Annotated in this window: 24 protein-coding genes and 3 pseudogenes; 9 read left to right on the top strand and 18 right to left on the bottom strand. The window is 63.0% G+C overall.

Going from position 1 to position 25,451, the window contains the following annotated elements; genetic code table 11:
- The first annotated feature begins 154 nt into the window (after nt 1–154).
- The 7 genes from HUU99_RS04340 (at nt 155) to HUU99_RS04315 (ending at nt 6,227) form a co-directional block, all read left to right on the top strand.
- On the top strand, nt 155–1,297 hold the full coding sequence (locus tag HUU99_RS04340) for a nucleoside hydrolase (RefSeq protein WP_174285348.1): 1,143 nt from the start codon (nt 155–157) through the stop codon (nt 1,295–1,297).
- Nucleotides 1,298–1,323: 26 nt separating this feature from the next.
- On the top strand, nt 1,324–2,313 hold the full coding sequence (locus HUU99_RS04335; protein WP_174285347.1) for a GRP family sugar transporter: 990 nt from the start codon (nt 1,324–1,326) through the stop codon (nt 2,311–2,313).
- Between the two features lie 4 nt (nt 2,314–2,317).
- Nucleotides 2,318–2,938, top strand: a complete 621-nt coding sequence (locus HUU99_RS04330; RefSeq protein ID WP_217430770.1) for a ribokinase — start codon at nt 2,318–2,320, stop codon at nt 2,936–2,938.
- A complete protein-coding gene (locus tag HUU99_RS15760; protein ID WP_217430773.1) occupies nt 2,935–3,243 on the top strand; it encodes a PfkB family carbohydrate kinase in 309 nt (102 codons plus the stop codon). The genes HUU99_RS04330 and HUU99_RS15760 overlap by 4 nt, the downstream gene beginning before the upstream one ends.
- A 171-nt stretch (nt 3,244–3,414) precedes the next feature.
- Nucleotides 3,415–4,578, top strand: a complete 1,164-nt coding sequence (locus tag HUU99_RS04325) for a YdcF family protein (protein WP_217430769.1) — start codon at nt 3,415–3,417, stop codon at nt 4,576–4,578.
- Nucleotides 4,579–4,690: 112 nt separating this feature from the next.
- On the top strand, nt 4,691–5,755 hold the full coding sequence (locus tag HUU99_RS04320) for a sodium:solute symporter family transporter (protein ID WP_174285346.1): 1,065 nt from the start codon (nt 4,691–4,693) through the stop codon (nt 5,753–5,755).
- Complete coding sequence (locus tag HUU99_RS04315) at nt 5,637–6,227, top strand: hypothetical protein (RefSeq protein ID WP_174285345.1); 591 nt, start codon at nt 5,637–5,639, stop codon at nt 6,225–6,227. Before HUU99_RS04320 ends, HUU99_RS04315 begins: the two co-directional genes overlap by 119 nt.
- A 170-nt stretch (nt 6,228–6,397) precedes the next feature.
- Here the strand turns inward: HUU99_RS04315 and HUU99_RS04310 are convergent, their stop codons facing one another.
- The 16 genes and pseudogenes from HUU99_RS04310 to HUU99_RS04230 form a co-directional block, all read right to left on the bottom strand.
- Nucleotides 6,398–7,567 (bottom strand): ROK family transcriptional regulator, encoded by a 1,170-nt coding sequence (locus HUU99_RS04310; RefSeq protein ID WP_174285344.1) that lies wholly within the window; start codon nt 7,565–7,567, stop codon nt 6,398–6,400.
- Between the two features lie 95 nt (nt 7,568–7,662).
- Complete coding sequence (locus HUU99_RS04305) at nt 7,663–8,814, bottom strand: glycerate kinase (RefSeq protein ID WP_174285343.1); 1,152 nt, start codon at nt 8,812–8,814, stop codon at nt 7,663–7,665.
- A gap of 11 nt (nt 8,815–8,825) precedes the next feature.
- Nucleotides 8,826–10,325 (bottom strand): MFS transporter, encoded by a 1,500-nt coding sequence (locus HUU99_RS04300; RefSeq protein WP_217430768.1) that lies wholly within the window; start codon nt 10,323–10,325, stop codon nt 8,826–8,828.
- Nucleotides 10,326–10,446: 121 nt separating this feature from the next.
- Complete coding sequence (locus HUU99_RS04290; protein WP_174285342.1) at nt 10,447–10,599, bottom strand: hypothetical protein; 153 nt, start codon at nt 10,597–10,599, stop codon at nt 10,447–10,449.
- A gap of 37 nt (nt 10,600–10,636) precedes the next feature.
- Nucleotides 10,637–11,382 (bottom strand): annotated as a pseudogene (locus HUU99_RS04285) (aldehyde dehydrogenase family protein); the annotation flags it as partial.
- Between the two features lie 298 nt (nt 11,383–11,680).
- Nucleotides 11,681–11,995, bottom strand: coding sequence for a hypothetical protein (locus HUU99_RS04280; protein WP_174285341.1), 315 nt, complete (start codon nt 11,993–11,995; stop codon nt 11,681–11,683).
- 11 nt (nt 11,996–12,006) lie between these two features.
- The gene (locus HUU99_RS04275) at nt 12,007–12,561 is read right to left on the bottom strand and encodes a hypothetical protein (RefSeq protein WP_174285340.1); all 555 of its coding nucleotides are present in this window, start codon (nt 12,559–12,561) and stop codon (nt 12,007–12,009) included.
- 378 nt (nt 12,562–12,939) lie between these two features.
- On the bottom strand, nt 12,940–14,073 hold the full coding sequence (locus HUU99_RS04270) for a hypothetical protein (protein ID WP_217430767.1): 1,134 nt from the start codon (nt 14,071–14,073) through the stop codon (nt 12,940–12,942).
- 133 nt (nt 14,074–14,206) lie between these two features.
- Nucleotides 14,207–14,743 carry a pyridoxamine 5'-phosphate oxidase family protein gene (locus HUU99_RS04265; protein WP_217430766.1) on the bottom strand — a complete coding sequence of 179 codons (537 nt, stop codon included), beginning with the start codon at nt 14,741–14,743 and terminating at the stop codon, nt 14,207–14,209.
- A 298-nt stretch (nt 14,744–15,041) separates the two neighbouring features.
- Nucleotides 15,042–17,387, bottom strand: coding sequence for a xanthine dehydrogenase family protein molybdopterin-binding subunit (locus tag HUU99_RS04260; RefSeq protein ID WP_217430765.1), 2,346 nt, complete (start codon nt 17,385–17,387; stop codon nt 15,042–15,044).
- Nucleotides 17,387–18,397, bottom strand: a complete 1,011-nt coding sequence (locus tag HUU99_RS04255; RefSeq protein ID WP_174285338.1) for an FAD binding domain-containing protein — start codon at nt 18,395–18,397, stop codon at nt 17,387–17,389. The genes HUU99_RS04260 and HUU99_RS04255 overlap by 1 nt, the downstream gene beginning before the upstream one ends.
- Before the next feature lie 4 nt (nt 18,398–18,401).
- Entirely contained in the window at nt 18,402–19,016 is a 615-nt protein-coding gene (locus HUU99_RS04250; protein WP_174285337.1) for a (2Fe-2S)-binding protein, read from the bottom strand.
- Between the two features lie 425 nt (nt 19,017–19,441).
- Nucleotides 19,442–19,948 carry a hypothetical protein gene (locus HUU99_RS04245; protein ID WP_174285336.1) on the bottom strand — a complete coding sequence of 169 codons (507 nt, stop codon included), beginning with the start codon at nt 19,946–19,948 and terminating at the stop codon, nt 19,442–19,444.
- The gene (locus HUU99_RS04240; protein WP_174285335.1) at nt 19,945–20,994 is read right to left on the bottom strand and encodes an HWE histidine kinase domain-containing protein; all 1,050 of its coding nucleotides are present in this window, start codon (nt 20,992–20,994) and stop codon (nt 19,945–19,947) included. Before HUU99_RS04240 ends, HUU99_RS04245 begins: the two co-directional genes overlap by 4 nt.
- Nucleotides 20,995–21,207: 213 nt before the next feature.
- A complete protein-coding gene (locus HUU99_RS04235; RefSeq protein WP_174285334.1) occupies nt 21,208–21,807 on the bottom strand; it encodes a phosphatase PAP2 family protein in 600 nt (199 codons plus the stop codon).
- A 163-nt stretch (nt 21,808–21,970) separates the two neighbouring features.
- Nucleotides 21,971–22,153: a hypothetical protein gene (locus HUU99_RS04230; RefSeq protein WP_174285333.1), complete on the bottom strand. Its 183-nt coding sequence runs from the start codon at nt 22,151–22,153 to the stop codon at nt 21,971–21,973.
- A 492-nt stretch (nt 22,154–22,645) separates the two neighbouring features.
- Here HUU99_RS04230 and HUU99_RS15755 point away from each other — a divergent pair, with 492 nt between their 5' ends.
- Both HUU99_RS15755 and HUU99_RS04220 read left to right on the top strand, forming a co-directional pair.
- The gene (locus HUU99_RS15755) at nt 22,646–23,116 is read left to right on the top strand and encodes a PAS domain-containing protein (protein WP_174285332.1); all 471 of its coding nucleotides are present in this window, start codon (nt 22,646–22,648) and stop codon (nt 23,114–23,116) included.
- A gap of 60 nt (nt 23,117–23,176) precedes the next feature.
- Nucleotides 23,177–24,348, top strand: a pseudogene (locus HUU99_RS04220) (IS3 family transposase).
- A gap of 226 nt (nt 24,349–24,574) precedes the next feature.
- On the opposite strand, the gene HUU99_RS04215 reads toward HUU99_RS04220, so the two are convergent.
- Nucleotides 24,575–24,721, bottom strand: coding sequence for a hypothetical protein (locus tag HUU99_RS04215; RefSeq protein WP_174285331.1), 147 nt, complete (start codon nt 24,719–24,721; stop codon nt 24,575–24,577).
- A gap of 121 nt (nt 24,722–24,842) precedes the next feature.
- A pseudogene (locus HUU99_RS15475) lies at nt 24,843–25,378 on the bottom strand (transposase); the annotation flags it as partial.
- Nucleotides 25,379–25,451: the final 73 nt, after the last annotated feature.

The following is a 25,451-nucleotide window of genomic DNA, read 5'->3' as shown; positions in this document are numbered from 1 at the left end:
CCTGCCTTCGCGCGTCCACAAGCTCTTTGCTGAGCGACGGGTCTTTCCGGCGCGACTCTTTAAAAGCGCCTGCTGGCGCAGCTTCTCAGAAAGGTTGCAAGGGTAACATCTTGATCGCAGCGCCCAGCAGCTTCGTGGATCGCCTCTCACGCCAATGCGTGCGTGCGATCGGTCTCGCGTGGGGGATGGGACTTGCGCCGATCGGAGCGGCACAAGCTCAGCCCGCAAAGGCGCGCCAACGTCCGTAATCCTCGACACTGACATGTGGGGCGACATCGACGATATGCTCGCTTTAGCGGGTCTCCACGCTTTGCAGGAGCGCGGAGAGGCCAAGATCCTCGCGATCACGAGCTCGATGGCGGACAAATGGACCGCCTCCTATATCGACGCACTCGATACATTTTACGGGCACGCGAACATCCCCGTCGGCCTAGTGCGTGATGGCGTAGTTCCGCCCGCGCAATGGTCGGGCGACGGCGTGCCGATGGCGGCTGGCGCCCAGATGTATACGCAATATGTGTCCAACCTGCGCAAGCCGGACGGTTCGTTCGTGTTTCCGCACCGGCTCGTTGACGGGTCGAAGGCGGAAAATCCCGTGCAGCTGCTTCGGCGGACTCTAGCAGCTCAGGCTGACGGGTCGGTCGTGATGATCGGGATCGGCTTCAGCACGAATTTCGCGCGCCTCCTTGATAGCAAGCCGGATCGCTACAGCTCTCTCGACGGAACGGAGCTGGTCAAACGCAAGGTCAAGCTGCTGAGCGTTATGGCGGGCCGGTTCGCGGACGAGACTTATGGGGGCGAGACCCTCCACAAGGATCGGCCGGAATATAATATTCGCAAGGACATCCCGTCGGCAAAGCGCCTGTTTGAGCGCTGGCCGACCCCGATCGTCGTCAGCGGCTCCGAGATCGGCTTCACTATGCGAATCAAGGGCAGCGATATCGAGAGCAAGTTTAATTACGTTCAGAATCATCCGGTCGTCGTGACGTATCGCTACATGGACCAGACCTATCGGACTGGCGCTACCGCCAATGCGGCGCTCCACGATCACAAGACGTTCGACCTGACGGCGGTGCTTTATGCGATCCGGCCGAATGACGGCTATTTCTCGTTGTCACCTGCCGGGCGCCTGATCGTAGGTCCGACAGGACTGGCAACGCTCGATGAGTCGACCGGCGGCAACACACGCCATTTGATCCTGGACGACGCGCAGCGATCGCGTGTGCTCGAGGCGATGACGTTGCTTGCCAGCGAGCCACCACCAACGATTTCCAGGAAAGCCAACAGCAAACAATGACAGGCTGACCTATTAGGAGGGGCAGGATGTTTTTACCTCAGACGTTCGGTCAGGCGTTGATCCTGACCATCTTGAGCGCCGTTTTCTGGGGCTCCTGGGCGAACAGCTACAAGGGTACGAAAAGCTATCCGTTCGCGCTCTTTTACTGGGACTATATTTTTGGCTTCCTGCTATGCGCGGTGGCGATTGCGCTCACGCTCGGAAGCCATGGCATTGCTGGCGAACCGTTCCTCGCGAACCTCGCAACCGCCGAGGGTTCGAATCTGGTCTTCGCTTTGATGGCGGGCGTCGTCTTCAATATCGCGAACGTTCTGCTCGTGGCGGCCCTCGATATTGCGGGCCTGTCGATAGCCTTCCCGATCGCGATCGGCATCGCCGTCGTCGAGGGCGTCGTAGTCAGCTATGCATTGCAGCCGAAGGGTAGCCTCCCGTTTCTTGCCGGCGGTCTCGTGCTGGCCCTGTGTGCCGTGATCCTCAATGCGAGGGCATATGCGTCCATCGGCGGAGCGGCGGCGTGTGGCAATAAACCCAAGCGTTCGGGCGTCGGCATCAGCATCGTCTCGGGTCTGCTGATGGGTGTGTTCGCGCCGCTCGTGACGCGGGCGCTGACCTATGGACACGCAATGACTCCCTATAGCGTTTCCGTGCTCTTCGCGGTCGGCGCGCTGCTGTGCTGCATCATCTTCAACACCTACCTGATGAGGCGTCCGATCGAAGGGCCAGTGGTCAGCTTCCGAGAATATGCACAGGCCGGATCTCGCAACCATTTGCTCGGGATCATCGGCGGTATCGCGTGGGGTTTCGGCGGGTGCTTTAACTTCATTGCGGCCGGCTATGTCGGCGTACCCATCTCTTACGCGATCGGGCAGTCGGCGCCGCTGATTGCGGCCGCCTGGGGAGTGTTCGTCTGGCGCGAGTTCAGCGGCGCTCCACGACAGGCCTGGACCATGCTTGGGCTCATGGCCGCCTGTTACCTTGCCGCGATCGGCCTGATCGCGCTCGCTTATCATGGATAAGTTCATGCGTCGTATTGCAGTGGTCGGAAGCCTCAACATGGATTTGGTGGCGATCGCGCCCCGCATCCCTGGCGTCGGTGAAACCTTGACCGGCAGTCAGTATCTCAAAACCCCCGGCGGCAAGGGAGCGAACCAAGCCTATGCCGCAGCACGACTAGGCGGCGATGTCGCGATGGTCGGCAAGGTCGGGGTCGACGAATTCGGGCTCCAGCTTCGCCGGACTCTCAGAGCAGCCGGATGCAATACCGATCGGCTGTTCGTCTCGAAGGCACATACCGGGGTCGCGGTCATTATCGTGTCGGATGCGGGCAAGAACTGCATCGTCGTCGTTCCGGGCGCCAATGGCGATCTCGATGTGGGGGATGTCGAGGCCGCTTCCGACATCCTGGCCGGTGCGGACATCGTTCTCCTCCAGCTCGAAACGCCGATGCCGTCGGTGATCGCCGCCGCGAAATTTGCCAAGTCACGAGGGGCAACAGTCATACTCGATCCTGCCCCGGTGCCGATCGATCCATTACCGGATGAGTTGCTCGCCAACGTCGACATCGTGACGCCCAACGAGGTCGAAGCGGCTCAATTGGCTGGGCACGAGCTCGGCTCGCTGGATGAGCCGAGGCGGTCCTGATCGCCAAGACCCTCCTTGCCACGGGCGTCGGTACCGTCATCCTCAAGCTCGGCAGCCGCGGGTGCCTGATCGCCGTTGCAACCGGCGAAACCTGGATCAAGGCGCCGAAGGTCGAGCCGATCGACAGCACCGCCGCCGGCGACTGCTTCAACGGGGCGTTGGCCGTGTTCCTCGCCGAGGGCGCGAGACTTCCTGATGCGTGCCGGTTCGCCTCCACTGCGGCAGCTTTGTCGGTGACGCGCCTGGGTGCGCAATCAAGCATGCCGACTCGCGACGAGGTCACAGCTTTCCGGAATGCAGAATAATGTCCGATCGAATTGGACGACGGGAAAGGCATCATAAGCTCACCAACACCTTGACTAACTCCCGCAGCAGTACTTATCGCTGTCTTAATAAGCGCCTATAGGCGTGGCGCCGCGACGTGGGGGTCTTTGATCAAGCTTGGGGACGTCGGCGATCGGCCGAGCATCGGTGCCATGGCCGCTTATCAGGAAGTTTCGGGAATGCGGATTGGACAGGCATTGAGAGGAAGCATTGCAATCGTAGCGATGGCGACAGCACCATGTGAAGCAACGGCCGCGCAGGATGCCGTTCTGGCGGAACTCGGACAGCGCCTTTTCCCGACCATCGCTCAGATGAGCGTGCAGGGCGCACCCCCATCACTCCGGTCGCTGTTGACTCAACGCCTACGTCGGATCGACGCGTGCGGCGAGGCCAACGACTGCCGCATCCAGGCGCTTCAATGGAGCGATCCCGAGATCGCGGCGGTCGAGGCGGCTGCGGCAAAGCAGGTGAGCGGCCCTACTGACGAAACCCGAGCAGCCGTTCGCCGTGAACTATCCGGGCTCAATTCGATCCTGCGGGTTTACGGAGCGGGCGAACCGCCACGCTACCCTGATATCGACGGACCCGACAGCGTCGGAACGCCTCTATTCAAGGCCGACGTCGCCGCGGCATTCGCGTCAGCCGACGCGATCAAGAGCGAGCCCGTTGCGCGTCTCGATCAGAGCGTGGCCTTGGCCCTGACCCTGCTCGACGGTGCCAACCGCCTCGATGCAATCGCCTTCGAACCGCTCGATCGCGAGAACGCGTTGCCTGCTGCCCGGGCCGCGAGGCTCGATTGGTCGCGCTACCCCTATACCGCCATCATCCTGCTAGGCGTCGGCCCCGAGGTAATGGGCGTGCCACTTAGCCCGATGAGCAAACTCAACGTCCATCTGGCTGCCGCGCGCTACCGGGCCGGGGTCTCACCGTTCATAATCGTCAGCGGCGCGGGCGTCCATCCAAGACGAACCAACTATGTCGAGGCGATCGAGATGCGAAAAGCACTCGTCGAACGCTATTCGATTCCGGCAGATGCGATCGTGATCGAGCCGTATGCACGTCACACCACCACCAATCTTCGCAACGCGGCGCGGCTGCTGATCAAGCTGAAGGCGCCCGAGGACCGACCCGCGCTTATTGTCACCAACCGCAAGCATGGTGTGAGCATTTCATCCGAGACCTTCGTGAAGCGGAACGTCGCGGAGCTTGGCTATGCGCCGGGACGGATTGCGCCCGCTCTGTCACCGCTCGATTTCCCATTTTTCTACGATCCCCGATCTGTTCGCGTCGACCCGGCCGATCCGCTCGATCCCTAACGAGGACACGCGCGGCAAGGATCTTACCCGAATAGGTGTCATCGGTCGGTATCTGCGATAATGTTACACGTCCGTTCTCTCACCCGGCGGTCAAGATAGTTCGCACCGCGCTATGATACTGGATCTGCTTTTCGCTGGAATCGTCCTGACGCTGGTCGTCCTTGTAGGACTGCGAAAGCAAAAGATCTCTTCCGGCCCGGTGGAGCGCTTCGCCGCCGGTAGGCAGCTCTCCTGGCTGGCTCTTGGCGCATCGCTTGCTGCGAGCGCGATGTCGGCCGACACTCCGCTGCTGATCGCCGGTGCGGTGTATCTGGACGGCTTCTCGGGAAATTGGTTTTGGTGGGCGGGTGCGCCGGGCTTTCTCGCGACCTTGTTCTTTTTCGCCCGGCTTTGGCGGCGCAGCGGTGTTATCACCGAAATAGAGATATTCCGCCTCCGCTACGGCACGGGCACGGCAGCGCGCCGATATCGCGTCTTCCAGGCCTTTCTTGAGGGCGTGATCCTCAACGTCCTCGTGCTCGCATCAAACGGCTATGCATTCGGGCTCATTCTCGGCGCCGTGCTCAAGCGCTGGCATCTCGATACCTATCCGAACCTGACCAACTACTTCACTGTCGCGTGCTTCCTCGGCGCCGCCGGCTATGCTTTGTTGGTCGGGTTCCGCGGACTGGTGAAGTCCGACGCAGCGGAATTCTTCATCTCGATCGTGGCCGGTGCCATCCTCGCGGTGATCGCGCTCACCGGCCTACCAGCGGGCCTCGCCAGTCTCCACAACCTTCAGGCAGGCCGTATTGGCGGACCAGTCTTTGCTATGTGGCCGGGCAACGATCCGCTCGCACCGTTGCTCCTCCTGACGCTGGGTTGGTGGCACTCTGCACCCGGCCGCAACATGCTGGTTCAACGTGTCGTCGCGTCACGTGACGAAAAGGCAGCGACCCTCACGGTCGCGACGTTCGTCGTCTTCCACTTTCTGGTTCGACCGTGGGGTTGGTATCTGATCGGAGCGGCAGCGCTCTTCTATCTACCGGCACATTCCAATCCGGATCGCCATGCCGTCGTTGGCGGGCGCGCTGCTTCCCCACGGTCTGTTCGGGATCATCCTTGCCGTCACGGCGCTGTCCTTTATCGGGTGTGTGAACAGCCGCCTGAATTACGGAGCGTCGTATCTGGTAAATGACGTGGCGCTTGCTCTCCGTCCGACGATGCCCGCTGCAACCACCCGGCGGATCGAAATCGCAGCGATCCTACTGCTCACCATCATCGGCATGGCCTTGGCCATGTCGGGCGTCACATCGAGCATCCGCGCCCTCTATCAGTTTCTCACGATGATGTTGGCTGGAACTGGCTTCGTCGCGATCACACGATGGTATTGGTGGCGGACCTCGATCCTGTGCGAGATCGCGTCGCTGGTCAGCTCGGCGGTTGTGGCGTGCCTGACCCTGCTCGTTGCGGACATCTCGCAGCCGGCCGACTTCGCCGTAGCGGTCGCCATCAACTTCACCACGGGTGTCACCGTGACGATCATCGCCGCTTATGCCGGACGACCCACGCCCGAACCCCTGCTGCGCGCCTTTTCGAAAAGGTCGCGCCTAGTGGCCCAGGCTGGCGAGACTTCGGTTCGACGCCGAGCCGGGAGCTGCCCATCCTGACGCTGCAATGGCTGCTCGCCAATTTGGCCCTGTTCTCCGCGATCCTGGCCGGTGTCCGGCTGCTTGCCGAAAACGTCCCGCAGGCAAGCATGTCTGCGGCCCTGAGCGCCGGATGCGTGGTTGGGTTCGCCAGGCTCGCGAGACGAGGCGGCTTGAGCGGAACATCTGCCTCAGCTTTGCGGCCGGTTGCGGCTCACACCGGAGAAAACGCGGGCGATCGGTAGCGCGGCCGCGCCTATCTCGAGGCAATCCGCCGCCGGATCGATCACGACCGAGGGCGAAGGACCGGAAATGCCCGCGATCGAAGGTCCCGACAGCCTGATCCGATCGCCAAGCGCCGTGCGGATAGCGAATGGCATGCGCCCTGAAAAGATGAAGGCCTCGGGATCGAGCACCGCGCAGATGCTGGCCAGCACGTTCTCGAGCTTGGCAGCGCAGACTGTCAGCCACTCGGTGAGCAATGGATCGTCATGCGCAAGCGCCTGCTCGACCGTGCGCGCGAAATCCGGATCGTCGTAGTTCAGCCCCATATGGTCGGCGAGACTTTCGACCGACGGACGGATCCCGTTCCGCCTAGGGACCAGCATGGGCATTTCGCCCGCATTGCCCGATCGGCCGCGAACTAGGCGTCCATTGACGACACCGCCGCCGCCGACGCCGCGGGTCATCAGCACGACGAAATAATTCTCGAACTGTGTGCCAATCCCGTGAACGAGGTGGCCCGTCGCAGCAGCGCGCCCGTCATTCTCGATGAAAACTTCGAGGCCGAACCGTTCCGTGAGGCGCGCGCCTAGGTCGAGCTTCAGCCACCCCTCGATGTCTCCGACGCCGATGATTCTCTGCTTGGCAGGTTCGAAAAAGAAGCCCGACTGGGAGACGCCTATGCCGAGCAGCGTGCTGTCTTTCGGCAAATCCTCGATCATGTTGGCAATGAGGCTTTCGGCCGCCTGCGCCGACTTCTCCGCCGACTGAAAATTGCCGCTTACCACCGATCGCTGAACGACGCCTTCCGCGAGATCGCTGAGCACACAGATGATCTGGTCATGTTCGATTACGACGCCGATCGTCAGAATGCGTCCAGGCGTGATCCGCAGTTCGATCGCGGGTTGGCCCATGCCACCCGTGCGGCGCCGCTCAAGCTCCTCGATATAGCCCGTCGTCACGAGCTCTTGGGCGATCCGGCTCAGCGATTGTGGAGAAAGCCCTGTGAGGTTCGACAGCTCGCGCCTGCTGGCGCGCTGCGCGAAATGCAGAGCGCGGAGCACCTGAATTTGACCGTCATGCCAGGGCAGTAGGCAATGTATGGATTTCTCGCTGGCAGTGACGACGTCCGAACTCATTGGGTCTCCTATGGCGGCATGTGCCGAGTGGGCTGACTATATGGCTATAGCGGACATTGTGAACTGCGCAGATGACTGTTTGCGATGTAGCCCGCCTAGAACGCCTTCACCAGCTCGCTCCCGATTTTCAATGAAGCGGCGATGTTGCGTGCCGACGTTCGCACGTTCTCAGCGGCCGCAAGAAGTGCGTCATCGATCGAGCACGCGCCCTGGACCACGCTGAACATGGCGTCGATGCCGTGAGGAACTACCAGATCCGCGCCCCCGCCGATCATCCCCGCTAAGGTGATCACAGGCTTCCCATGCCGCTTTGCGATCCGCGCCACTCCAACCGGTGTCTTGCCATGCACAGTCTGGCCATCGATGCAGCCTTCGCCGGTGAGGACCAAGTCTGCCGTCGAAATGATCGCGTCGAGCCTCACGAAGTCGGTCACGATATCAATGCCCGGCCTCAATCTAGCATTCAAGAAGGCCATGAGGGCCGCTCCCAAGCCGCCGGCTGCGCCTGCGCCGTTCCGGTTGGCGACATCGATTCCCAAGTCCTTCTGGATCCGTCTGGCATAGTGGCGAAGCCCCTCATCGAGCAATCGGACCATATGGGGCGTCGCGCCTTTCTGCGGGCCAAAAATGGCAGAGGCGCCTAGGGGACCGACTAACAGATTGTCGACGTCGCATGCGACCTCGATGTCGCATTCCGCGATCCGAGGGTCGATGCCGGTTACGTCGATGCGGGCGAGGCTGGACAGGGCACCGCCGCCAAACGCAAGGTCAGCACCGCCCTGATCCAGCAGCCGCACGCCGAGCGCCTGCGCCATCCCGGCACCGCCGTCGTTAGTAGCGCTGCCGCCGATGCCGATGATGAGGTGGCGGGCACCGATGTCGAGGGCAGCGCGGACGAGCTGTCCGACCCCGAACGTCGTCGCGCGGAGCGGATCGCGCTTGCTCGGCGCAAGGAGCATGAGGCCGCTTGCGGCCGCCATCTCGATCACAGCCGTCTTTCCGTCGCCTGTCACCCCGAAGAAGCCATCGATCGGATCGGCCAGGGGGTCGGCGACCTTGAGCGTCACGAGCCGCCCCGCAGTCGCGGCGATCAGCGCATCGACCGTTCCTTCGCCGCCATCCGCAACCGGAACCTTCAGGTAGGTCCAATCTGGGTAGACTTCCCGGAAGCCGGTTTCGATCTCGCGTGCGACGTCGAACGCGGAGAGGCTTTCTTTGAACGAGTCGGGAGCAATAACGACGCGCATAGTCCGAGCGATCACGCGCTTGCGCGCTGCGCAGGAACGCGCAGCGCGAGTGTCGCGCCGACAAGCATCGCCACCGCGAGCACCATCAGCGCATAGGATGTCCCGCCGGTCGCATCCTTGATCCGACCCACCAGATAAGGGCTTGCGAACCCGGCAATCTGGCCGATCGAATTGATAAGAGCGAGCCCCCCGGCTGCCGCTGACGCAGTGAGGTAGCGATTGGTCAGCGGCCAGAACATCGGCAATCCCGTAAGGGCACCCATGGCGGCGAGCGTCATGCCAGCAAGAGACACTATTGGGCTGCTCTGTGTAGTTGCTGCAATCAGCAAACCCGCGGCGCCGACGATCAGCGGCACGGCGAGATGCCACCGCCTTTCACTGCGCAGATCTGCCGAGCGGCCCATCGCCAACATGAAGAGGACAGCGGCGAGATAGGGCACGGCACTCATCAGCCCGATCGTAAACGGATTGGCTTCGCCATTGCTCTTAATAATTGTCGGCAACCAGAAATTGATCGCGTAGACGCCGCTCTGGATGCAGAAATAGACGATGCCCAAAGACCAGATGGAGAGGTTCCTAATGACATCTCCCAGGCTGTCGGCCGCTGCTGGCGATGCGCTGCTCTCGTCGAACGCGATGTTTTGCTGAAGAGCGGCTCGTTCACCGCTGTCGAGCCAGGTGGCGGCCTCGATACCATCGCTGAGTATAAACCAGACTGAAAAGCCTAGTAGCACCGTAGGCAGCCCTTGCAGGAGATAGAGCCATTGCCATGCTGCAAGGGTGCTCGAGCTCCTCGAAAAATGGGCAAGGATCCAGCCCGACACCGGTCCGCCCAACACGCCCGAGATCGGAATGGCAGCCATAAAGAACGTCATGACACGTCCTTGCTGAGCACGCGGGAACCAGCGTGTCAGATAGAGGACGATGCCGGGGAAAAAGCCCGCCTCAGAGGCTCCCGTCAGGAATCGAACGGCATAGAATTCGGTCGGTGTCTTCACGAACATCAGAGTGGTGGAGAACAGGCCCCAAGCCACCATCATGACTGAAATCCAGCGCCGGGCGCCGAAGTGCTGCAAAGCGAGATTGCTCGGAACGCCGCAAGCCAGATAGCCGATGAAGAAAATCCCGGCGCCCAAGCCGTAGACAGTTTCGGTCATCCGTAGCTCGTCGAGCATCTGCAATTTGGCAAAGCCGACGTTCACCCGATCAAGATAGTTGAATAGGTAGCAGACGAAGAGGAACGGGATGACCCGGATGGCACCCATATCGACGCCGGGAGCAAAGCGCGTGCCGCCCTTCGTCGGCCCGAGGGCGAGATGGTGCTGGACGCGATAGCCCTCATAGACGGCCACCGTGCCGTCGTCGCGGTGGATTGGGCACGTCACCGCGATGGCGCGTTTGGGCATGAAGATTCGCTCGCGCTTGTCGGTGCGCAGATCGAGGAAGTCCGCCACGTTCTCGAATTGCTGGCGAGCCATGTTGAAGGTTTCGCCGGAGTAAATGCTCGTCAACACGCCGCTCCAAGAATTTCTAGGGGTTTGCACCGCTGGTCAGAGCGGATGCCCACTTTGTCGCCAATGTATGACTTCACGCATCTGCTCGTGGCCGAAGCCAATAGATGTGCTCAGCCGATCACCGCGACTTGGAGAAGAGGAGGGCGGCGATGATCGCGGCGGATCCTTTTGCCTTGTTTGGCATGACTGCGGGGGTCGGGACCGAGGGCGGTCGGTGGAACGGCCCCGCCTGCGCGGGCCCGTCCGCCAACCGATGCTGCTTCTTGGTCATGCCATTCTTCTCCTTCGTTCGCCCGGTGTGTCCGGGCCTAGCCGAGCATCATCAGGCTGGCGTTTCCGCCCGCCGCAGTCGTGTTGATGGATGCGGCGACCTCTTCCAGAAGCCATCGCGTTTCGTAGGCGAGTGCCTGATCGGTTCGGGCCACGTGGACGGAAACGATCGGGCCGCTGTGCTCTGCCGCCTCCCTGACGGCCCGGCCGACGGCGGCCGCGTCGCCCTCCACGAGGACAGCGGCGCAGGGCTCGGCCACCCTGGTCGTGAAGGCGGCGGCGATGTTCGCAGGCGGTGCCTGCTCGACGAGGCGTCCGAGGTAGAGCGGTCCACCCGCTTCGGGCCGGTTCCGGACAGACCGCGGCCTCCGAATGGCTGCACCCCGACGACCGTGCCGATGACGTTCCGGTTTACGTAGAGGTTGCCCGCCTGCACCCGGTCGGTGACATGGGCGACAGTCTCTTCAAGTCGGGTATGCAGGCCGAACGTGAGGCCATAACCCGTCGCATTAATTGCTTCGATCAGGTCGTCGAGTTGCTCACGTCGATATCGCACGATGTGTAGCACCGGCCCGAACACTTCCTGCTTCAACTCCGATATCTTGTCGATCTCGACGATGGTCGGCGGGATGAACGTGCCTTTGTCCGCTTCTTCGGGAAGCGCGAGTTGCTCTATTGCTGCGCCCGCGCTGCACATTGCTTGAATGTGACGCTCGATGTTATCCTTGGCTTCGGCTGATATCACTGGACCGACGTCGATCCGCAGGGCATCGGTGCTGCCGATGCTGCGCTGCATCGTCCCAAGCTGCCAGGTGGCGCGTTGACGTCGGATACCGTGGAGGCGGTTCGGATCGGCAAGCTGGCCGAGCTGGCGCTGTTCGACTGCCGCCGGGGTGGGAATGAGAGCCCGTCCGGTGGCGTACTGTTCCCCGATGTCGAGGCGTTCCTGATCGACCGGCTGAAAACCTCCGATGCGGCGCAATATATCACGTACCCTCGAACCCGATGGCCTGGACCGCCGGCAAGATCGGCGAGTGGTACGAGGACAAGCCCCCGGCCAACGTGACCGGCAGCGACGAGGGCTATTGGCCGCCTAGCTGGTGGGACCAGCACCAGCGGCTCGTCGGGGCGCTGACCGAGCAGCCGTCTCGCCCGGCGATCACGATCTCCGGCGACATGCATGCCAGCGGTGCCAAGCGCGTGACGGCGAGCGGCGACATCGATCTGTCGCGGAACCCGCTCGAGGCCGTGCTGTCGGGACCGATCGGCACTGGCAATGGCTGGCCGAGCCTCGGCCGCGGCATGTTCCCAAGCTGCCTGAGCAATTGGTCGGCAGCGACGTCGCGGTTACCGAGGAGCGCAACGGCTTCACGCTGTTCGACGTCCATCGCGATCATATCGACGTCCGTCAGTTCCGCTGGCGCCCGCCCGCGCCGATCGCCGCGATCGCCGCGTTGCAGCCGTTCGCCACGTTCCGCATCGAGCGGCGGGCCTGAGCGGTGGAGCGACGCGCGCTGTTGATGGGGATGGCGATCGGCCCGGCCGCTCTGGCGGCGAGCGCCGGGGTCGCGGCGCCGCGGCAGGCGACGATGATAGACAGCCTGGAGGTTTTTCGTCTGCCGGTGAACAAGCGGGGCGACTGGATCATCGTGCGATTGAAGGCGAGCAATGGCCTGACCGGCATCGGTGACGCGTCGCAGAGCGGGCACGATGTGGAGACAATCGCGTGGCTGAAGCGTTTGCTCGATCTCCTGCGCGGACGCAGCGTGTTCGACATCGCCTGGTTCCGCGAGGCGAGCGCTGCGCTGATCGCGCAGTCACCCGACGCTAAGGCGATCGTCGCGGCAAGACGCTCGGCGTACCGACCTATCAGCTGTTCGGCGGCAAGCTGCGCGACGAGGTGCGCGTCTATGCCAACATCAACCGATCGACGGATCCGCGCACGCCCGAGGGCTTCGCGCAAATGGCCGAACGCGCTGTCGCTGCGGGTTCACCGCAGTCAAGCTCGCTCCGTTCGACGAAATCCCGACGGGGCCGATCGAGCGCGCCGAGCTGTCGCGTCTCATCGATCGCGGCGTCGCCTGTGCCGAGGCGGTGCGCGCGGCGATCGGGCCGCGGCACGATCTGCTCATCGATGCGCATAGCCGGCTGGGCCTATCCTCCTCCGGCGGCTTCGAGATAAGCGTCCGCAATTGCCCTTGTGTCAACCACGAGCCCTCCCCAAAGCGCCCCGGCTGAGTAACGACCTTGGTACGTTCGTCACGGGCACCGCTATTTCGATCGATGCAGGTTGATCATTCGATGAGGCGAGGGATCGCGAGTGCGGATGTTGGGAGCGGAATTACCTGGCGACAACGGATACGGAAACGCGCCTCTCGCCATTGACCGAGCTGCGTAGGTTGCCGATGGGCCAGCCCCTAAGCAGATCGACATTGGCTAAGATTCTCTGGAGATTGGCGTTGCCTTCGACGTCCTCTGGCCGGACCGAGCGATGATCGTTCTTGTCGCCGCCACCGCGAGCCTTGAACCCTATCAACTGCAGCAACATCTTAAGTTGCTTGTTATCGGCCTCGACGATGATCTCCGCGAGTGCCCCCACGGGCAGCAACACGCCGATGTGAAGGAGGACCAGCGCATTCGCGAACCGGTTGGTCGGTACGCGGCGCTTCCTGCCGCGCGCGTCTAGTTTTGAACCCTTGGCCTCCACGATCCAGGTATCGACCACAAGCGCGGCGGGGGCGAACCCGGGCGGGGTGATATGGCTGAAGTCGAGATCGACCGCACCGCCAGTGCCGGCATGCGAGAACTCGGCACCGTCAGCAGTCAGTGGCAGGACGATTGACACCGCGATCGGACGCCATGCCCCCAGCCGACCGTCGGTTTTGAACAATGCGAGGAAAATGTCCGGGCGCCACCGCCACCATCGCTCGTAAAGCCGATTTCGGGCACCACCGTGTAGCTCGACGTGCCGGAGCGCGATGGCGATCTCGGCGTCCGATATCTCGACGAACGGCGCCAAACCCGGCGGGCCATCGGGCATCGAGACATGGTAGGCGTATTTGCTCGGCCGTTCGGGAACAGACATCAGATGCGCCAGTCCGACGTATCCCTGTCGGGGGCGAGTCGAGGCAATCCAGACGAGCACGGTGCCACCGACGGTGGCCGCGACAAGGCTCAGCCCCTCGATGAGCTCAATCACACGCAGGTAGTATTCCGGCAGTTCCGGCAGCTCCCAACCCGTAAACGTCGCGTGGCGGACGTAGCGCAGCGCCTCGGCTCGTACGAACACCACTACTGTCACGATTGAGACGGTCTTGATCTCCTCCCGCTTGCGCAGGCACCACCACATCAACTTTGTCCTGCCCAAGACCATTGACGAGCCCCAAACCGCCTCCGGATGCAAGTAACCGATTGAACAGACCACAACAATTGACAGGACGGAAGCGGCGAGCTTCGCAGCATGGGTCAACCCCATGCAGCCTGTCTCAGGCGCGCCTGAGCTACCCACTCGCCGACGACGACGATTACATGAACGGACGACCGCTTTCCGGGAGCGGCATATGGCCGCTGAGTAGCGGCTTCTGGGTCATTGCCGCGCCCGAAATTCTTCAAAGACCGACCTTCACATCCTCGATGTGGTATGGCTTGCCGGTGATGTGCGCCTTGATGAATGACAACACTGACACGACGCCCGCACCGGGGGTATCCCAATACTCCGCGCCGTCGGCATGAACTTTCACAAGCATGATCTCGGGATCCTCCGGCCCGTTCGGAAACCAGGCTTCGATCCCGGCATTCCAAAGCTGCTTCGCCTTCTCGGTGTCGCGCACCAACTCCGCATTGCCGCCTACGGATATCCAGGCGCTGTTGGACGACAGCGTAATGTTTACGCGCGGCTCGCGGGCGATCTGCTCCGCCTTGCGTCCGCCGACCTTGGTGAAGAACCAGAGGTCGCCATCGAACTCGACCTCCTGGACCGCCATCGGGCGGCTCATCATCTGGCCGTCGGCATCCGTTGTCGTAAACATGGAAACGCGGATGCCGGACATCAGTTTGGCGAGCCGGGCTACCTGCTCTCCATGCGATTGGTCTCTGTCGTGCGCTACTGCACTCATGTCTTTCTCCATCGACGTCCAACGCGTCATCAGGAGAACCCGCGTCGAACGCTGGCGATCCCGGACGAGACAGCCTGGAACGCGGGGCGCCGCGTCGAATGACAGCTTGCATCATCTCGAGTGTTAAAACCTGCGCGTCGGTATCGCCCCTACGCAAGGTCAACGCGTGAAAGATCAGGTATCGGCGAATATTTGGATCACGTCGGGCGGCGAATGGCTTGACCGTCGTTCGCAGGCTGGAGCGACGACTGCCAGTGAGATGAACAGATGACCGCTTGTGGGAAGCGCTCGGGCGATTTTGAGCGTCCGAATCTGGGTCAAAAGTAGCTTAGGCGACGAGCAACTTCTCGATCCGGACCGGTAGTTCGCGAACGCGTACGCCGGTGGCGTGCCAGACGGCATTGGCGACCGCCGCGTTCAGCCCGACATTGCCGAGTTCGCCCAACCCCTTGATGCCCAAATCGTTCACCTTCTCGTCCTGTTCCGGAAGGAAGATCGTCTCGACCCGGGTGATGTCGGCGTTCACCGGGATCAAATACTCGGCGAGATCGTCGTTGTAGTAGCGGGCGGTCCGCCGATCGATCTCGGTCGCCTCGTGCAGCGCGGCGCTGATGCCCCAGATCTGCCCGCCCATCAGCTGGCTCTTGGCGGTTTTGGGGTTCACGATCCGGCCCGCGGCATAGGCACCGACGACTCGTGAGGCGCGCACCTCGCGGGTAAGGCGGTGGACACAGACCTCGGCGAACTGCGCGCCGAACGCGAACTGGATGCGGTCCTTCATCTTGGCACCGCCGGCGAGCTTGCCCTGGCCCTTGTAGAGGCCCTGCAAGGCGTCGGGCTTCACGCCATGGGGGATGTTCTCGGCATAGGCCTCGATCGCGCCGCCAGTGGCGCGGGCCATCGCCTGGGCGAGCGGCTCGGCGCGGCCATCGGGGGTCGTCAGCTTGCCGTCCGCCAGCACCAGCGAGGCTGGCGTGACGCCCGCGAACGGCGCACCGGGCACGACCGCGGCGCTGACGATGCGCTCGCGGATGTCGGCGCAGGCCTTGGCGACGACGTTGCAGACGCTGGCCGTGCTGTTCGATCCGCTGGCGACGGGGGAGGGGGGCAGGCGGCTGTCGCCGACTTCGACCGTCACCTGGTCGAGCGGCACGCCGAGCCGGTCGGCGGCGGTCAGCGCGATCACCGTCGTCACCCCCTGGCCGATCTCGTGCGTGGCAGTCTGCACGATGACGCGGCCCTGCGGCGACAGCGTCACGCGCGCCGACGCAGCGCCCATCTGCGTCGGGTACATCGATGAGGCGCAGCCCCAGCCGATCAGCCAGTCGCCGTCGCGCATCGAGCCGGGCTCCGGCGTCCGCTTCGACCAGCCGAACGCGGCGGCGGCGGCGTCGAAACAGGGCATCAGCGCGCGGCTGGTATAGGGCAGGCCCTTGATCGGCTCGACCTGCGTATCGTTGACGCGGCGCAACTCCACCGGGTCCATCTTCAGCGCCACCGCCAGTTCGTCCATCGCGGACTCCAGCGCGAACAGGTATGGCGTCTCGGGCGGGGAGCGCATGAACCCCGGCGTGTTGCGATCGGCATGGACGATCGTGACGTTCGAATCGACATTCGGGCAGGCGTAGAGCCGAGTCGATGCGTCGGTGCCCGCGACTTTATAGTCGTCGGGGCGCGAGCTGATCTCCCAGCCCTCGTGGATCAGCGCCAACAACTTGCCGTCGTGCCCGGCGGCGAGGCGGACGCGGTGGCGCGTCTCGGCGCGATAGGTAGCGATGGTGAATCCGTCCGACCGCGTCGCCTCGAGCCGCACCGGGCGGCCGACCATCTTTGCGGCCAGCGCCACGATCGCGGTGCGCTGCGTCAGCGATCCGCGCGATCCGAACGCGCCACCGACGAAGGGCGACACCGTGCGGACCTTGTCGGCGGGGATGCCGAGCTGTTCGGCGAGCCCGTTCTTGAAGCCGTACATGTTCTGCGACGACTCCCAGACGGTCAGCTCGTCGCCGCTCCATGCGCAGGTGGTGGTGAACAGCTCGATCGGGTTGTGATGCTGGGTCGGCGTTTCGTAGCGCTGGTCGACTTTCACAGGTGCGGTGGCGAAGGCGCTTCTGGCGTCGCCGACCTTCGGATTCTCGTCGCCGCTCTCCTCGCCTTCCTTGGACTTCGGCTTGGGATTGGTCAGCCCTTCCTTGAGGCCGGGACTGTCGAACGTCGCCGAGGGGCGTTCCTCAGCATAGGCGATGTCGAGCCGCTGGGCCGCGTCGCGCGCCGCTTCGAAGCTGTCGGCGACCACCAGTGCGACGATCTGGCCAGCGTGTTGGATGCGATCCGATGCTAGCGGCGCGATCGAGCTGCCCATATAGCCCTGGTCGGACAAGGTCTTCCCGGGCTTGATCCGGTCACCGACGTTGCGGAAGGTCAGAATCTCCAGAACGCCGGGAACGCGCCGCGCCTCAGTCTCGTCGATGCGGGTGACCCGCCCGCGCGCGATCGCGCTGGTGCGCAGATAGCCATGCGCGGGCTGCCGGCCGCCATCGATGTCGGAGCCGTAGCGGGCACCGCCGGTGACCTTCAGCCGGGCATCGACACGCGAGGTGGCCGCGCCGATCGCGGGCTTGGCGGCATCCTTGGGGGCGAGCAGCATCGGCTCGGAGGGACCGGTGACGGACATCAGACCTGCATGCTCCCGACCTGCATCAGCGCGCGCACCAGCGTGCGCCGTCCAAGTTCGATCTTGTAGCGATTGTGTTCGCGAGGCTGCGCGCCGGCATAGGCGGCGCGGGCTGCCATCTCGGCATTCGCCTCGGTCAGCGGCTTGCCCGCGAGCATTGCCTCCGCCTCGCGCGCCCGCCACGGCCGATACGCGACGCCCCCCAACCCGATCCGCGCCTCGCGCACGGTATCGCGGTCCATGTCCAGCGCCACCGCCGCGCTGGCGAGCGCATAGGCGTAACTCTCCCGGTCGCGGACCTTCACGTACGCCGAGCGACGCGTCCAAGGGCCCGCGGGCACGACGAAGCCCGTGATCAGCTCGCCCGGTGCCAGCACCGTCTCCACCTCGGGCGTGTCGGCCGATCGATGCAGCTGCTCGAACGGTAGGGTGCGCGCACCGTTCGGGCCGAAGAGCTCGACGCTGGCACGCAGCGCGACCAGCGCTTGCGCGAAGTCGCCGGGATATTCGGCGATGCAGCGCTCGCTCACACCCAACACCGCATGCTGCCGGTTGACGCCGTCGAGCGCCGCGCAGCCGCTGCCCGGCACGCGCTTGTTGCACGCCGACCAGCCCGGCTCGCGGAAATACTGGCAGCGGGTGCGCTGGAGGACGTTGCCGCCGAGGCTCGCCATGTTGCGCAATTGCGCGGAGGCGGCGAGGTTGAGCGTGTCGGCGATCACCGGATAGTCGCGCCTGACCGTCGCATCGTCGGCGGCCTGCGCCATCCGCACCAGCGCGCCGAGCCGCAGCCTTTGTGGCGTCGCCTCGATCCCGCCGTGCCGCGTCTCGAGCGCGTTGACGTCGACGAGAACGCCCGGCTGCATCGAGCCGAGCTTCATCAGATCGAGCATCATCGTACCGCCGGCGATGAACTGCGCTCGGGCGGCGGTGGGCGCACCTTGCTCGCCACTGGCGGCGCGCACCGCGTCCGGCACGTTGGCAGCGCGGACATAGTCGAAGGGTCGCATCGGCTCAGGCCTTTTGCATCTGGCGAGCGGCCTGCTCGATCGCCGCGACGATGTGCGGGTAGGCGGCGCAGCGGCACAGATTGCCGCTCATATATTCGCGGATCTCGTCGGCGTCGCGGACGTGGCCCTCGTCGACGCAGGCCACCGCCGACAGGATCTGGCCCGGCGTACAATAACCGCACTGGAACGCGTCTTGATCGATGAACGCCTGTTGCATCGGGTGAAGCGTGCCATCGGCCCCGGCCAGCCCCTCGATGGTGGTCACGGGTTCGCGCACCATCGCCGCCAGCGTCAGGCACGACAGCGTCCGCTTGCCGCCGACGAGCACCGTGCAGGCACCGCACTGGCCATGGTCGCAGCCCTTCTTCGATCCCGTCAGGCCCAGATCGTTACGCATGGCATCGAGCAGCGTCGTGCGGCTGTCGAGCGTCAGCCGGTTGGCGCGCCCGTTCACGACCAGCGTGACCGGCAGCATCTGCGGTCGCCCTTTTTCCGTCGCCGGCGGCGTCGCAGCTTCAAGATGGCCTGCGGCCGACGTCAGCGCGGTTCCGACCACGGTTGCTTTCAACAGGTCGCGTCGGTGAACGCCCGATGCGCATGGCGGGGTCTCGGTATACATGCGTCATCAACGCGGCTGATCGAGCTCGTTTCCGTGATATCCGACACGGCATCGGAAAATAGCGACCGGTCAGAACGGATTGCGAGTTACCGCCGGGCCGCTGTGGTCGCCGCGTGGTCACCAGTTGGTCAGCCAAAAGATTGAAGCTGAACGAGCGACCGAATCTGAAATGCCGAAGAGCGGGCGTGACTGTCCGCAACTGGGTCGGCACCGCCGCGCAGTACGTTCTCCCGACGACGTTAAGGATTAATCGAAACAGCTCACGAAGCCTTTTGCCCTCGGCGACATCGCTTTGATCAATCAGATCTACCCGTGGATCTCGTCCCGCCAGCGATCGGCTCGCGATCGAAATCGACGTTCCATTTGGGAGCGACGATGCCGGCGTTGACGTCGCGAAGCCCGACATCTGCGGCCGTAAAGAGGCCTCAGCCAGTCCAGGCGAGGTCGGCGTCCCAACGTTTGGGCGGTTTGCCCTCTCGCTTAATTACGCCGGAGCAGATCGGCTGTGATGGCAGCGGCTGCATGCTTCCGCGGATGAAGACCTGATCCCTTCCGCAACGATCACGTCGGTTTGTCTCGGGCGCGGGTAGCGCCTCGCTGATTGCGGTTCGCCGAAGCGGAGGTGACGCGCGAGAGCCCGCCGATCGAACGGCGGCACCGAGAGCATCCACATTGGCTCTACGTGTGAGTTGCGTCTGACCATCCATACCCATCGCAAGGTCGATCTCCGTCGCGGTCGCTCCGGCGGCGGCATAGCCTTGCCGAGTTCTCGCCAGGTATTTTGCCACTTTTCCATCAAGGCCGAGATAGTAGGCGTCGTAGGCTCGCCTCGCGGAGCAGCCGAGCTCCTCCAACGCCATCTCGATGTTCATTAGGACGAGCATCTCGTCCTCGACGACGAGCATCCGGCGGCCGGCGAGGAGGCCGGTCATTTCTTCACCGGGTCTGGAGCGGGAATGTCGATCGTGCAGGCCACCCCGTGGCTGTGATAGTCGAGCGTGACCCGGCCGCCCAGCTCGTGCGGGAGACCGCGCTCGATGACCCATGACTCGAAGCCTTTGCGCGACGGCGGCGTCACCGTTGGGCCGTCGCGCTCCCGCCACCGCAGCACCAGGCGATCGCCCGCTGCGTCCGGGACCACCGTCCAATCGATCGCGATCGTTCCCGCGTCGTTCGAGAAGGCCCCATACTTGACCGCGTTGGTCGCGAGCTCGTGGATCGCGATCGCGAGCGAAAGCGTGGTCTTGGGTGTTAATCGCACGTTATCCCCGACGACCGTGAAACGCTCGGGTCGGCCGAAGATGACCTCGAACGGCTGCAAGGCGGTGTCGACCAGATCGTGAAGGCCCGTTCCATCCCAATTGCCGCTCGTGAGCAGGTCGTGTGACCGAGAAAGTGCGAGAATGCGTGACTCGATCGCCTCACCAATTGCAGCGGGCTCGGCTGGCCTGCGCAGCGCTTGGGTGACGATCGACTGCACGGTTGATAGCGTGTTCTTCACGCGGTGATTGAGCTCGTCGATCAGCATCTTGCACCGGGCATTGTCCTGCCGATGATCGGTAAGGTCAACGAGCGATACGAATTGCTGTACGATCGCTCCGCTCGCGTCGCACACTGGGCTGACGAACATCGATGCCCAGAACTCGCTACCGTCCTTGCGCTTGTAATGGATCTCCGGCTCGCTCTCGCACTCTCCGCGAAAGGCCGCTTCGACGATCGGCATCGTTTCCGCGTCGACGCCAACCGCCAGGAGCGACTGAAAGCTTTTGGCGAGCACCTCCTCGCGCGCGTAGCCCGTCAGCGCCAAAAAGGCGTCGTTCGCGAAGATGACAGGGTGACCGGGCTCCTCGCCTGTGAACACCATCGGCATGCGGGTCTTTTCGGCGGCCACCACGAACGGGCCGAGATCCCGGCGAAACGCGTCGACCGACGCTTCGCCCTGTTTCTGAACGTCTGACTTTGCCTTTACGTCCGCCATCCGAATATCCCTGGCCGGCCTCGGCTTACTCCTTAAAACTCAGTGCGCCTAAGTTTACTTGGCACCGCGAGAGTCGGCCGCCGTGCGGATGCACTTGATGTAATCGCTTGCAGCCTGAACGAGCGTCCGCTTTCAATGTTGGCTGAGGGTGCTGTGAGTGGCGGCTCATGGGTCTACGGGACCGCAAGGAGCACGCGCAGCACATCACTTTATTCATGCGCCAAGTTCGGGCATACTGCTGTCGCTGGCGATGACTCGCGAGCTTAGCCCTAAAACTGCATCGCTCGATTGCTCGCCGACCAAGCCGATCACCACTCCTGCAGCAACGTCGCCGACATAGTGTGTTCCACGCGGTATCTGAACGGCTGATACCGCCAATGCCGCTACGTGTGCGGCGATTGCATGGTCCGGGTAGCTGCGCGCAAATGCACGAGCGACGGCAACCGCGCCCGCGCTATGCCCCGACGGGAACGAGTTGTCCTCGTGAGCATGACTATTGCCGCGGCGTACTGCGGGATCGTCGCCAGCGTCAGGTCGGGTGCGATTAATTACCGCTTTGATGCTGCTTTTTCCCCAAGTAGCCACGGTGTGCGCTGCGAGCATTTTCACCCCGGTCTTTGCCAAGTGAAAGTCGCGTCGGCTGAGGCCTATCGCGATGGTGCTGGCGCATAGCAACCGCATCTGCGGCTGGTCCCCAATATCGCTGACGAAGCCTACAACGCGCATCGGCCAGCTATCTTGCTTCCGGTTGACTTTGCGGCTTGCATCACGATCCGCCCGTTCAAGGCGTGTGGCGTTCTTTCTAGTGGGCATGCCGTATTAACCGACGACCGACCAAATCGGCTACAACTCCACCCCTCAAACCTATCGGGCACTGCCGACGTGCCGGCAGATCACCGCTACGTTTTGTCAGCGCATCGGGCGGGCCGACCGCGAGGACTGTTCGATCCTGGTGATGACCGCTGTGGTGAGCCGCCTACCACGCTCGAGGCTCGCTTCCGATGCGTCGTGCTACGTTTTCTTCGACCTCGTTCAGGTCGGCCTGCGATACGAGGCTAGAGGCCATCATTTTACGAATCAGCTGGTCCACCAGTGCCGCAAGAAAGTGGATCTCCGTGCGCGCGGACCCGGTGTCCTCACCCAAAGCATTCACGCTCATGTCCAAGATCCTCTTCCGATTGGCCAGCTTGCCTTAAAACGCATCGGCTGCACAAATTGCCCCAGACAAGGGGCGTACCGTCGTTTGGCAATCGACAATTCGTAATCCCAATGCAAAGCCGGAAGCTGAACGAGTGACCGAACTTGGCAACTACGGGAATCAGGCTGAATGTCGTCTTCTTGGTTTTCGATGCAGTTGGGCGGACTTTCCCCGTCTGCCTTAAGGCACCACACCGTTGTTGCTTCGGTCGCGGTCCGGCAAAAGATGGTCTGGGTCCAGCATGACCGATGATATGCGGCCGGCGGGCACCGCAATGACGAGCTTGATTTTTGCGCTCTTTAGACCGGGCCGCCGCTCCCCTTCGGGATTTTCGATTGTCGCAAGGAAACGCTATTTTTCCAATTCCCAAATGTTCGTAAAGATGTGACGGAGTCCGGTCCCCGACTCCTGTTCTGAACGCACGAGAGATACTCCATGTTGATATGACACTCAGTGGCAGACGAGAATGGTCGGCTTTTGTCTGTCGATCCTCAGATTTGCGAGATCATGCAGCGCGAAAAACGGGAGCTGGTCGGAGTAACGTATGACACACTAACACACGCTGATGATCGATCCAGAAACGTAATGTTGATCGTGCGGCTCGCGATTGGTGATGGACCGGTTACGATCAGAAAACGGTACGTCAGACCAGATAGTACAGTCGTCTGGGCAAACGTTCGGGCTTCCCGACTGTCTGAGAGTGGCCGTATCGTACTAGTCGGCACCATTGAACTGTTTAATCTTCAGAGACTAAATTGTAGTCCGGAAGACTTGCGGCAGTCCGCCCTAAACGCTTTGTTAAATATGGAGCGTCGTCGTAAGGAGTTGGGCGATTCATTGTTTTCCGACTACGCGTGGACTATTCTCGTCCAAATTTACCTAGCGGAAGCAGAAGGCCGGATCGCTGACGTAGCTGACATTTGAGGTGGTGCCGGTTTTCTGGACAGGAGGCTAAGCTATCCCGGACGTGAGGGATGGACGGCAATGAAGACGACGCGGAAGCGCTATACGGGGGAGTTCAAGGCCAAGGTGGCGCTGGAGGCGATCCGGGGGGACCTGACGCTGGCCGAGCTGGCAACCAAGCACGGCATCCACCCGACGATGATCGCGACGTGGAAGCGACAGGCAATCGATGGCATGGCAGCGACCTTCTCGGGCGCGACCGAGGCGGCGAAGGTCGCGGGCGACACCGAGATCGAGAAGCTGCACGCCAAGATCGGGCAGCTGGTGGTGGAGCGGGATTTTTTGTCGAAGGGGTTCGCGCGATGAGCATCGCGCGACGGCGGCAGATGATTGAGCGGGAGCATGCCAGCCTGTCGATCACGGCGCAGTGCCGGCTGGTATCGATCAGCCGGTCGTCCTTCTACTATGCGCCGGTGCCGGAGACGGCCGAGACGCTGGTGCTGATGGCGGTGATCGACGCCTCGTTCCTGGATCATCCCTGGTATGGCAGCCGCCAGATGGCACGGCACCTTTGCCGCCTCGGCCATACGGTCGGGCGTCGGCGGGTGCGACGCCTGATGGCGAGGATGGGGCTGGCGCCCATCTACCAGCGCCCGCGGACGAGCGATCCGCACCCGGAGCACCGTATTTACCCGTACCTGCTGCGCGATCTGGAGATCACGCGGCCGGGTCACGTCTGGTGTGCCGACATTACCTACCTGACAATGCGGCGGGGCTTCCTCTACCTGGTCGCCATCATGGACTGGGCGAGCCGGAAGGTGCTCGCCTGGCGGTTGTCGAACACGATGGATGCGGAGTTCTGCGTTGAGGCTTTGAAGGAAGCGCTGGCGCGCTTCGGCAGGCCGGAGATTTTCAACACGGACCAGGGCAGCCAGTTCACGAGCAGCGACTTCACGGGCGTGCTGCGCGACGCGGAGGTGCGCGTCAGCATGGATGGCCGCGGCCGCTGGATGGACAACGTCTTCATCGAGAGCCTCTGGCGGTCGCTGAAGTACGAGTGCGTCTAATTGAACGCCTTCGAGACCGGCTCTGAGCTGCGGACGGGGCTCGGCAGGTGGTTCACCTATTACAACGGGCAGCGGCCTCACTCCCGCCTCGCCGGCCGAACGCCGGACGAGGTGTTTGGGCGAGGCGGCGCAACGCCATATCCGGGGCATGCCCCGGATATGGCGCTCACCAGAATGGCGGCGTAAACCAACCCGGGTATAGCTTAGCTCAGCCGCCAAACTGTCCAAGAAGGCGGGACCACCTCAGCGCGACGAGTGCCGCCAGCTGTGCCGCAAAGTAGAAGAGGCTGACTCGCTTCGCTGCCCATCCGTCGCACCATAGTGCGAGAGCAGCGGTGGCAAATAGCGCCAGCGTGTAGATCAGCGGGAGCGACATGGTTGGAAAATGCCATTTCCGCTGATTTCCTGCAAATCAGGTTTCGGCCGAAGCCTCGGTTTTGCCAATCATCCAGCGGCCGGCGAAGGAGTCGCCAGGGGGCGGGTCGTCGGGTTTACTGAACATTTCGCTCATGCCGAGCCTTTTCAGGTCGACGTTAAGCGCGCCGTGGGCACGGATCACGTGTTCTCGCGCTTCGACGGCAAGCGCTGCGGCCTTTAATCGGTTCCGTCGCAATCAGATGGGGTTCCGCTTCGACGCCTATTCACAAGCTATGGGCAATTCGTTCGAGCGGTGCGCGTGATCGCGACCCCAGCGGCCGGCGGTAGAGCATCTCGATCCGCATCCGCTTTATCAGCATCGCGACATGAGCCGGCCAACGCTCACGCCTTCCTGCCGGAGCAGGTCGCGCAGCATCCGGCTGCCCGCGAACGGATAGAGCAGATGAAACTCGTCGATCCGCCGCATGATCGCCAGATCGGCTGGCGATACAACTCGCGGCAGATAGTAGATGCTGCCGCGGCTAATCCCGGGCCGCTGCGCCTGGGCGACCAGCGGCAGCGCGTGACCACGGTCGATCATAGTTTTGCACTCGGCAACAGACCGGCCTTCCCGAGCGCACCGGCCAAAAAATCGTTCGCCAGCGTCAACTCGCCGATCTTCGCGTGCAGCACCGTCACGTCGATCGCCGGCTCTGCTGAGGCCGGCTCCGCGCCGAACACGTCCGCCGCACCCTCCAGCAGCCGCGACCGCCAATGATTGATGAGGTTCGGATGCACCTAATACTGCTGTGCCAATTCCGGCCCGCGTCTTCTCGCCCTTGATGGAAGCCAAGGCCACCTTCGCCCTGAACGCCGAGTTTTGGCCCTAAAACGTGAGCCGGCACGAAAGTTCTTCAACTCGACAATATTAC

The sequence above is a fragment of the Sphingomonas bacterium genome, assembly GCF_903642285.1.
Classification (GTDB): Bacteria; Pseudomonadota; Alphaproteobacteria; order Sphingomonadales; family Sphingomonadaceae; genus Sphingomonas.
Note: the sequence above shows the minus strand (reverse complement) of the source record. Positions and strands in the feature narration are given on the sequence as shown.